The 8,926-nt window shown below is 69.8% G+C and carries 7 protein-coding genes and 5 tRNA genes; 9 read left to right on the top strand and 3 right to left on the bottom strand.

Annotated elements, in window-relative coordinates:
- The coding region (locus tag AAW14_RS18540) for a nitrate- and nitrite sensing domain-containing protein (protein WP_265564969.1) at positions 1–2,364 on the bottom strand (2,364 nt) is incomplete at its 3' end.
- A gap of 601 nt (positions 2,365–2,965) precedes the next feature.
- Between AAW14_RS18540 and AAW14_RS18535 the strand changes: the two genes are divergently transcribed.
- The 9 genes from AAW14_RS18535 to AAW14_RS18495 all read left to right on the top strand — a co-directional run bounded on the left by AAW14_RS18535 (position 2,966) and on the right by AAW14_RS18495 (position 6,981).
- Positions 2,966–3,154 carry a hypothetical protein gene (locus AAW14_RS18535; RefSeq protein WP_265564968.1) on the top strand — a complete coding sequence of 63 codons (189 nt, stop codon included), beginning with the start codon at positions 2,966–2,968 and terminating at the stop codon, positions 3,152–3,154.
- Positions 3,155–3,303: 149 nt separating this feature from the next.
- Positions 3,304–4,080 (top strand): fumarylacetoacetate hydrolase family protein, encoded by a 777-nt coding sequence (locus AAW14_RS18530; protein ID WP_265564967.1) that lies wholly within the window; start codon positions 3,304–3,306, stop codon positions 4,078–4,080.
- On the top strand, positions 4,073–5,548 hold the full coding sequence (gene gltX / locus AAW14_RS18525; protein WP_265564966.1) for a glutamate--tRNA ligase: 1,476 nt from the start codon (positions 4,073–4,075) through the stop codon (positions 5,546–5,548). Before AAW14_RS18530 ends, gltX begins: the two co-directional genes overlap by 8 nt.
- A gap of 98 nt (positions 5,549–5,646) precedes the next feature.
- Positions 5,647–6,378 (top strand): HAD family hydrolase, encoded by a 732-nt coding sequence (locus AAW14_RS18520; protein ID WP_265564965.1) that lies wholly within the window; start codon positions 5,647–5,649, stop codon positions 6,376–6,378.
- A gap of 91 nt (positions 6,379–6,469) precedes the next feature.
- Positions 6,470–6,541: transfer RNA gene (locus AAW14_RS18515), tRNA-Gln, on the top strand.
- Between the two features lie 39 nt (positions 6,542–6,580).
- Positions 6,581–6,653 (top strand) — tRNA-Glu (locus tag AAW14_RS18510).
- A 62-nt stretch (positions 6,654–6,715) separates the two neighbouring features.
- Positions 6,716–6,788 (top strand) — tRNA-Glu (locus tag AAW14_RS18505).
- Positions 6,789–6,808: 20 nt separating this feature from the next.
- A tRNA-Gln gene (locus AAW14_RS18500) sits at positions 6,809–6,880 on the top strand.
- Between the two features lie 28 nt (positions 6,881–6,908).
- Positions 6,909–6,981: transfer RNA gene (locus AAW14_RS18495), tRNA-Glu, on the top strand.
- Between the two features lie 54 nt (positions 6,982–7,035).
- Here the strand turns inward: AAW14_RS18495 and AAW14_RS18490 are convergent.
- Together AAW14_RS18490 and ndgR are read right to left on the bottom strand one after the other, a co-directional pair.
- On the bottom strand, positions 7,036–7,680 hold the full coding sequence (locus AAW14_RS18490) for a MerR family transcriptional regulator (protein ID WP_265564964.1): 645 nt from the start codon (positions 7,678–7,680) through the stop codon (positions 7,036–7,038).
- A gap of 345 nt (positions 7,681–8,025) precedes the next feature.
- Positions 8,026–8,742, bottom strand: a complete 717-nt coding sequence (gene ndgR / locus AAW14_RS18485; protein WP_009320373.1) for an IclR family transcriptional regulator NdgR — start codon at positions 8,740–8,742, stop codon at positions 8,026–8,028.
- Positions 8,743–8,926: the final 184 nt, after the last annotated feature.

Genomic DNA, 8,926 nt, shown 5'->3' with positions numbered 1-8,926 from the left:
TCCGCCCGCGCCGCTGCCTGGCAGCGCGGCGCGGGGACCCTGTCCGGCGCTCACCTGACCGCGCTGCGGCGGGGCGCCGAGCCCGGGGCTGCCGGTCGTACCGGTGCCGAAGGACGAACCGCCCTGCTGGGCCTGGCGCCGGGCCGCGGCCGCACCGGCGGCGGCCTGCGCGGCGGCCGGGCCGCCGCCGGAGGGCGCACCGGGCTTGCCCGGACCGGGCTTCTTGCCGCCCTGGGCGACGTCGACGGGCAGCATGACCAGCGCGGTCGTACCGCCGGAGTCGGACGGGCGCAGCTGGATGCGGATGCCGTGGCGCTGCGACAGACGACCGACCACGAAGAGGCCCATGCGGCGGGAGACGGAGACGTCCACGGTGGGCGGCGAGGCGAGCCGCTCGTTGATCGCGGCGAGGTCCTCGGGGGACAGTCCGATACCGGTGTCGTGGATCTCGATCAGCACACGGCCGTCGGGCAGCGCGTGGCCGGTGACCTTGACCTTGGTCTGCGGCGAGGAGAACGAGGTGGCGTTCTCGAGCAGCTCGGCGAGCAGGTGCACGAGGTCGTTGACCACGCGGCCGGCGACCTCGGTGGCCGGGACCGCGGCGAGTTCGATGCGCTCGTACTGCTCCACCTCGGAGGCGGCGGCGCGGAGCACGTCGACCAGCGGGACCGGGCGGGTCCAGCGGCGGCCGGGCTCCTCACCGGCGAGGACGAGGAGGTTCTCACCGTTACGGCGCATACGCGTCGCGAGGTGGTCGAGCTTGAACAGCGAGGACAGCTGGTCCGGGTCGGCCTCGCGGGACTCCAGTTCGGAGATCAGCGACAGCTGGCGCTGGATCAGGCCCTGGGAGCGGCGCGAGAGGTTGGTGAACATCGCGTTGACGTTGCCCCGCAGCAGAGCCTGCTCGGCGGCGAGGCGGACCGCCTCGCGGTGCACGTCGTCGAAGGCCGCGGCCACCTGGCCGATCTCGTCACGGGAGTGCACACCGACCGACTCCACGGACGTGTCGACGTCCTGCGGGTCGGACTCGGACAGCTGCTTGACCAGCTCGGGCAGACGGTCCTGGGCGACCTTGGTCGCGGTCTCCTGCAGCCGGCGCAGCGAGCGGATCATGGAGCGGGCCACGACGAAGGCGCCGACGAGGGAGACACCGAGGACGAGGAGGATCAGCGCACCGGAGATGATCGCCTCGCGCTGCGAGGCGCTCTTCAGCTCGCGGGCCTTCTGCTCCATGTCCTCGAGGAGCGTGCCCTCGATCTTCTTCATCTGCTCGATCTTGGACGAGTCGTCGTCGACCCAGTCCTTGTACGAGCGTTTGTCCTGGTTGGTGAGGCCGTTGCTGCTCTTGAGGACGCGGCTGGCGTAGGTGTCGGCGGCCTCGATCGTCGGGCTGCCCTGGTCGATCGGCTTCGTCAGGTCCTCGGCGCCGTCGCCGTAGATGCTGCGGAAGCTGTCCAGCTCGGAGTTCTGGCTCTCCAGGGCCGACAGGGCGTACTGGCGGTCGTTCTCGGAGAGCTTGCCGAACTCGGTGTTGCTCGCGGGCAGCGCCGCCGCGATGATCGCGCGCTGCACGGACGCGTACTCCTTGGCGGTGGAGAAGGCCGCCAGGGCGCGGGTGCGCTGGATCATCTCCGGGTTGCTGGTGGCCTCCGCCATGTCCTGGGAGAGGCTGAGCAGCTCGCCGATCAGCCGGTGGTACGCCTCGACCGTCTGCGTGGCGTTCTGCGGGTCCTTGTAGGCGGAGGTGCGGATGGAGCTGATGTTGTTCAGCTCGCTCGCGATACCGATGACGCTCTCACGGACGCCGGAGAGCTGTCCGCTGTCGGCCGCGTCGCCGACCTCCTGCGCGCCGGAGAGGAAGCCCTGCTTGGCGCGGTCGGTCTTGTCGCGGACGCCCTTGACCGTGTAGTCGGTCCCCGTCGCGCCGTGCGCGAGCGGGCCGGCCGACTGGTCGCGCTCCTCCTGGAGGGCCTCGGCCAGCTGGGTCGCCTGCTTGGTCATGTCCGTCAGCAGCTTCATGTTGTCGAGCTGCTGGATCTGGTCCATGTTGTCGCTGATGCGCAGGGCGCCGAGGGAGGTGGCGGCGACCACGGGGAGCGCGAGCAGCGAGACCAGACGCGTGGAGATGCGCCAGTTGCGCAGGGCCACACGTGAGCCTGGGTCTGTCGGAGCCGCGCTGCTCTTGGGCGGCGCGGTCGGGGCGGGCGGTGTGGTGCCCGTGGGCGCGCCGGTGCGCCCGGGGCCACCGCCGGACGGTGCCGGTCCCGGGTTCTGGGCGTGCTGGGGCGAGGAACCGCGGTCGGTCCCGCCGTGCGGCTCCGGCTCCGCCGAAGCGCTGCCATCCCTCTTGAAACGTCCCTGCACTAGCGTCGCAACCTCTGGACCAGGCGTCCCTCCGCGTGAACGGCGGGACGGTGTCGGCGTTGTGAGGGGCGCCCTGAATACGCCCCCCGGGTGGTCGTGAGTGACCGGCGCTGGCTCCCCCTTCCCGCCGCTGCTTGGCGCTGCGTTGCGCCCTTGCGCGCCGGTGCGAACCCGCGGCGGTCCGTGGAATTCCAGCACAGTGCCGGATCTCCAACAAGGCCAAGGGACGACCCTGTGACCTCCGTGACACCTTGTGAGGGTCACGTCACGAGCCGTAGAAGGCGATCTCGCCCATAAGGGGACATTTATCAGCGATTCATCGGGGGGTACCCGGTGTCCCAGTCGCCATGATCAGGAGCGGAATGCGGGCTTCAATTGGGCAATGTCCGTTTCGTCGACTCTCATGGGTGGCCTGAATTGACCCATTTGTCCGGCGGCCCGTGAGCAAACTCACACGCGGATCATGCCCACTTCATGGCTTCGCGGGGGAATTGAATGTTTAGCCTGACGCTTTACAGGGATGGCGAATCCGACAACCCATGCCCCGAGCACGGCCCTTGAGGCCCGCCCGGTGCCCACAACGACAAGGTCAACGACACCAGTGAAGACCACGATGATGTTCCGCACGATAGCCAACCCGCAGCGCACGACGCTGGCGCACCTCGCCGACGCCGAAGAGCTGCAGGCCCCGGCGACCCCGGAACCCTCCGTCGACCTTCCCACCCAGACCGCCAATCCCAAGCGCACCGTCCTCATGGAGGTCCCGGTCCAGGCCTCCGCCGCCGAGTAGTACGCGCGCCGGGCGCCGCCCGCTCAAAGCGCCCCGGGGGAATGTGTCCCCGGAGCGGCGCCCGTCCTGATGCGCGAAGTGCCTGCCCCTTGCCGCGTTAGCCTGGAGCGTCAGACTCCAGCCAGCTCAGTGAGGGGCGCAAGGATCCCGTGCGCATCGCCAGGTTCTCCATCGACGGGAACGTCGCCTTCGGCGCGGTCGAGGGCGACAAGCCGGACGAACTCGTCCTCGACATCATCAAGGGCATCCCGTTCGCGGACTTCGAGCTCTCCGGTACGAAGGTGCCGCTGAGCAAGGTCAGGCTGCTGCCCCCGGTGCTCCCCAACAAGGTCGTGGCCTTCGGCCGCAACTACGCGGAGCACGCCCAGGAGCTGGGCAACGAGGTGCCCGATGTCCCGTTCGCCTTCTTCAAGCCGTCCACCTCCGTGATCGGCCCCGGCGACGAGATCGCGTATCCCTCCTTCTCCGAAGAGCTGAACCACGAGGCCGAGCTGGCCGTGGTGATCGGCCGCATGTGCCGCGAGGTCCCGCGCGAGCGCGTCAAGGACGTGATCCTCGGCTACACCTGCGCCAACGACGTGACCGCTCGTGACATCCAGCGACGCGAGAAGCAGTGGGCCCGGGCCAAGGGCTTCGACACCTCCTGCCCCCTCGGCCCCTGGGTGGAGACCGACCTCGACCCGCGTGATCTCACCATCCAGCTCACGGTCAACGGGCAGCAACGCCAGCTCGGCCGTACGAGCGAGATGATCCACCCGATCGAGGATCTGATCGTCAACATCACCGAGGCCATGACGCTGCTCCCCGGCGACGTGATCCTCACGGGCACCCCCGCGGGGGTCGGCCCCCTCAATGTCGGCGACGAGGTCGCCGTCACCATCGAAGGCATCGGCACTCTCACCAACAAGGTGATCAAGCGTGGCTAACGCGAACGTCCGCGTACGTTTCTGTCCGTCCCCGACCGGCAACCCCCACGTGGGCCTGGTCCGCACGGCCCTGTTCAACTGGGCGTTCGCCCGCCACACCGGCGGCACGTACGTCTTCCGTATCGAGGACACGGACGTGGCCCGCGACTCCGAGGAGTCCTACGTCCAGCTTCTGGACTCGCTGCGCTGGCTGGGCTTCGACTGGGACGAGGGCCCCGAGGTCGGCGGCCCCCACGTGCCGTACCGCCAGTCGCAGCGGATGGACATCTACCGGGACGTCGCCCACAAGCTCCTGGACGGCGGCTACGCGTACCGCTGCTACTGCACGACGGAGGAGCTGGACGCACGCCGCGACGCCGCACGCGCCGCCGGGAAGCCGTCCGGGTACGACGGGCACTGCCGTGAGCTGACCGCCGGGCAGATGGCGGCCTACGAGGCCGAGGGCCGCACGCCCATCGTCCGCTTCCGGATGCCGGACGAGACGATCACCTTCACGGACCTGGTCCGCGGAGAGCTGACGTTCACGCCGGAGAACGTGCCGGACTACGGGATCGTCCGCGCGAACGGGGCGCCCCTGTACACGCTGGTGAACCCGGTGGACGACGCCCTGATGGAGATCACCCACGTCCTGCGCGGCGAGGACCTGCTCTCCTCCACCCCCCGCCAGGTCGCCCTCTACAAGGCGCTGATCGAGCTGGGCATCGCGAAGTCCGTGCCCGAGTTCGGCCATCTGCCGTATGTGATGGGCGAGGGCAACAAGAAGCTGTCCAAGCGCGACCCGCAGTCGTCGCTGAACCTCTACCGCGAGCGCGGCTTCCTGCCGGAGGGCCTGCTCAACTACCTGTCCCTGCTGGGCTGGTCGCTCGCGCCGGACCGCGACATCTTCACCATCGACGAGATGGTCGCCGCCTTCGACATCAAGGACGTGAACCCCAACCCGGCCCGCTTCGACCTGAAGAAGGCCGAGTCGGTCAACGCGGACCACATCCGCCTCCTGGACGTGAAGGACTTCACCGAGCGCTGCCGGCCGTGGCTGAAGGCCCCGTTCGCGCCGTGGGCGCCGGAGGACTTCGACGAGGCGAGGTGGCAGGCGATCGCCCCGCACGCGCAGACCCGCCTCAAGGTCCTCTCCGAGATCACGGAGAACGTCGACTTCCTGTTCCTGCCGGAGCCGGTCTTCGACGAGGCGTCCTGGACGAAGGCCATGAAGGAGGGCAGCGACGCCCTTCTCCGCACGGTACGCGAGAAGCTGGAAGCGGCCGACTGGACCTCCGCCGAGTCGCTGAAGGAGGCCGTCCTGGCCGCCGGCGAGGCCCACGGCCTGAAGCTCGGCAAGGCCCAGGCCCCGGTCCGCGTTGCCGTCACCGGCCGCACGGTCGGTCTGCCGCTCTTCGAGTCCCTGCAGGTCCTGGGCAAGGAGAAGACCCTGGCCCGTATCGACGCGGCGCTGGCGAAGCTCTCCGCGTAGGCGCGTCCGGGGGCGCCGGGCACCGGCCGAGGGGCCGTCCACCGCACCGTGCGGTGGACGGCCCCTCGGCGTGCGGGCCGTTCCCCTACGTTGGGGGTATGACAGTCAAAGCCGTCGTCTGGGACGTCGACGACACCCTGTTCGACTACACCACCGCGGACCGCGTCGGGATGCGCGCGCATCTGGCGGCCGAGGGGCTGCTCGGCGAGGGCGAGACCGTGGAGCAGGCCCTGCTGCGGTGGCGGGGGATCACCGACCGGCAGTGGGCCCGGTACGCCGCCGGGGAGGTCTCCTTCGAGGAGCAGCGCCGGGACCGCGTCCGGGTCTTCCTGGGCGAGGAGCTGACCGACGACGAGGCCGACGCCTGGTTCGGCCGCTATCTGGACCGGTACGAGGCCGCCTGGGCCCTTTTCCCGGACGTCCTGCCCGCCCTGGAACTCCTCGCCGCCAGCCACCGGCACGCGGTGCTGTCCAACTCCAGCCTCCACGTCCAGGAGTACAAGCTGCGCACGCTCGGCGTCCGCGACCACTTCGAGGCCGTCCTGTGCGCCGCCGAACTGGGTTTCTCGAAGCCGGACGGCCGGGCCTTCCGTGCGGCCTGCGACGCCCTGGGTCTGCTCCCGGGCGAGGTCGCGTACGTCGGTGACCACCCGGAGATCGACGGTCGCGGCGCCGCCGAGGCCGGGCTGCTGTCCGTGTGGATCGACCGGGACGGTCCCTGCGCGACGGTGGACGTACCCGTCGGACCTCGACGGATCGCCACCCTTGCCGAACTCCCCGCGGTCCTCGGCACGGATACCCGTTTTGGAGCGCCGTCCACCTTCGGGTAATGTTCTTCCTGCGCCGCCGGAGAGCGGGCCGAAAGGCCGGGAACCGGAGGCGCAAGCTAGAACATAACCCCCTCAGGGGCTTGCGTTCCAGTGGCCTATGGTGTAATTGGCAGCACGACTGATTCTGGTTCAGTTAGTCTTGGTTCGAGTCCAGGTAGGCCAGCTCGCAGAGCTCATCTGCACCCGCGGATCCCATCCGCAAGCCCCCGTTGTGTAGCGGCCTAGCACGCCGCCCTCTCAAGGCGGTAGCGCCGGTTCGAATCCGGTCGGGGGTACAGATCCTTCCCGCGAGGACAGCCAGGGTAGCTCCCGCTGTCCTCGATGCAGGATCGCCAGGGCCCCCGTTGTGTAGCGGCCTAGCACGCCGCCCTCTCAAGGCGGTAGCGCCGGTTCGAATCCGGTCGGGGGTACTGACTGGTCTAAACCACATTGGTCTATGGTGTAATTGGCAGCACGACTGATTCTGGTTCAGTTAGTCTTGGTTCGAGTCCAGGTAGACCAGCTCGGATCTGCGGAAACGTACGATCCTCGCCCCCGTTGTGTAGCGGCCTAGCACGCCGCCCTCTCAAGGCGGTAGCGCCGGTTCGAATCCGGTCGGGGGTACCTGATGCGAAGGCCCCCCACCTCGGTGGGGGGCCTTCGACGTGTCCGGCCCGGCTACTCGAACCCATACCGCCGTGCCGACTCCTCCTCCTGTGCCAGCCGGTGCAGGGCCTGCAGCATCGGCTCGACCAGGACCGCCCCGAGGACCGCGGTTTCGACCTTCTCGGCCTCCGAGGGGTGCGTCTCCACGAAGTCCAGGTCGAGGATCGCTGCCTGGTGCATCAACTGGGCGTAGGACACCAGCAGTTCGTCGTCCCAGTGGTAGCCGAGCCGCCGGAGCGTGGCCACCGCCACCACCAGCGAACGGTAGGCGGGGGAGATGGTGATCAGCGACTTGGCGTTCGACCAGCCCAGGGTGTCCAGCAGTTGGTCCACGTCGTGGTGCGCGGCCCGGACGTGGCCGTCCTCCTCGTCCGGCTCGGCGACGTGCGGCAACGCCCACAGCGCCGCGCCCAGCCGGATCGTGCGGCCGAGGGAGTCGTCGTCGACGTGCCCGAGCACCTCCCGGACCGTAGTCACCGGGATCCGGCCGACCTGGATCATGGCCCGCACCAGACGCAGCCGGCGCAGATGGGTCTCGTCGTACTCGGCCGTCGTGGCGTTGACCTGGCGGCCCGGCGCCAGCAGTCCCTCGCGCAGGTAGTACTTGATCGTCGCGGTGGACACGCCACTGCTCTCGCTCAGCTCGGACAGCCGCATCTCTTGCCCTTCCTCGGTAAGTGCCACTATCCAAACATCGCGCAGATCGATAGTGCCGCTATCCAACCCAGGGTCACCACCGCAAGGGCGCGAGGGCGCGGCGCCCGGGCACGTGGGACCGCGACACGAGGCCCGGGGCTCGTACGAGTCGATCTGCATCGGCATGCCGCCCCTTCGGAGGGCGGCCACGGGGTGGTGCCGGCCGAGAGCCGGAGGCGGTGGGCGGCCGACCGGTGTGCCCACCGCTCGTCGAGCGACCGGGAGAGGGCGTGACCGGGGGACCGGGGGCGCGGGGAGGGCCTGCCGCGGCGTTGAGGCGGGTCCTCCCCGGTGACGATCCGAAGGTCAGCCGGAGCGGCGCAGCGCCTCGGAGAGGCGGGCGGCGGCGTCGATGACCGCCTGGGCGTGCATACGGCCCGGGTGGCGTGTCAGGCGCTCGATGGGGCCGGAGACGGACACCGCGGCCACCACCCGGTTGGAGGGGCCGCGTACGGGAGCGGAGACGGACGCGACGCCCGGCTCGCGCTCCCCGATGGACTGGGCCCAGCCGCGGCGCCGCACGCCCGACAGGGCCGTCGCCGTGAAACGGGCGCCCTGCAGGCCGCGGTGCAGCCGCTCGGGCTCCTCCCAGGCCATCAGGATCTGCGCCGACGAGCCGGCCTTCATCGTGAGTGTGGAGCCGACCGGCACCGTGTCCCGCAGGCCCGAAAGGCGCTCGGCGGCGGCGACACAGATGCGCATGTCCCCCTGGCGGCGGTAGAGCTGCGCGCTCTCGCCCGTGACATCGCGCAGGTGGGTCAGAACCGGGCCCGCCGTCGCCAGCAGGCGGTCCTCGCCCGCCGCGGCGGCCAGCTCGGCCAGCCTGGGGCCGAGAATGAAACGGCCCTGCATGTCGCGCGCCACCATGCGGTGGTGTTCCAGTGCCACGGCAAGGCGGTGTGCCGTGGGTCGTGCCAGTCCGGTGGCGCCGACCAGACCCGCGAGGGTGGCCGGACCGGACTCCAGAGCGCTCAGGACCAGGGCCGCCTTGTCCAGAACGCCGACGCCGCTACTGTTGTCCATGCAACGATATTCACGTCTCACTCTGTGAAACGCAAGTTCAATTTTCCGTGGAACGCGCCACCCTGGAAGTCACGGCGGCCCGGGCGCCAACGGGTCCGGAGGCGGACGCCCGGAATCCGGGGGTGCGGGCGCCGCTCCTCAAAATCTCTAGTTGGGTCGGTGCCTGCATGCCGGCCGGAGGGAA

The organism is Streptomyces hygroscopicus (assembly GCF_026168105.1).
In the GTDB taxonomy this organism is placed as follows: domain Bacteria; phylum Actinomycetota; class Actinomycetes; order Streptomycetales; family Streptomycetaceae; genus Streptomyces; species Streptomyces hygroscopicus_D.
The sequence above is the reverse complement of the archived record's forward strand: the minus strand, read 5'-3'. Positions and strand labels throughout refer to the sequence as shown.

Coding starts and splice junctions, on each gene's coding strand:
- AAW14_RS18490 (WP_265564964.1), bottom strand. CDS start 7,680: ATGCGGCTGTCCGAGCTGAGCGAGAGCAGTGGCGTGTCCACCGCGACG.
- ndgR (WP_009320373.1), bottom strand. CDS start 8,742: ATGGACAACAGTAGCGGCGTCGGCGTTCTGGACAAGGCGGCCCTGGTC.
- AAW14_RS18520 (WP_265564965.1), top strand. CDS start 5,647: ATGACAGTCAAAGCCGTCGTCTGGGACGTCGACGACACCCTGTTCGAC.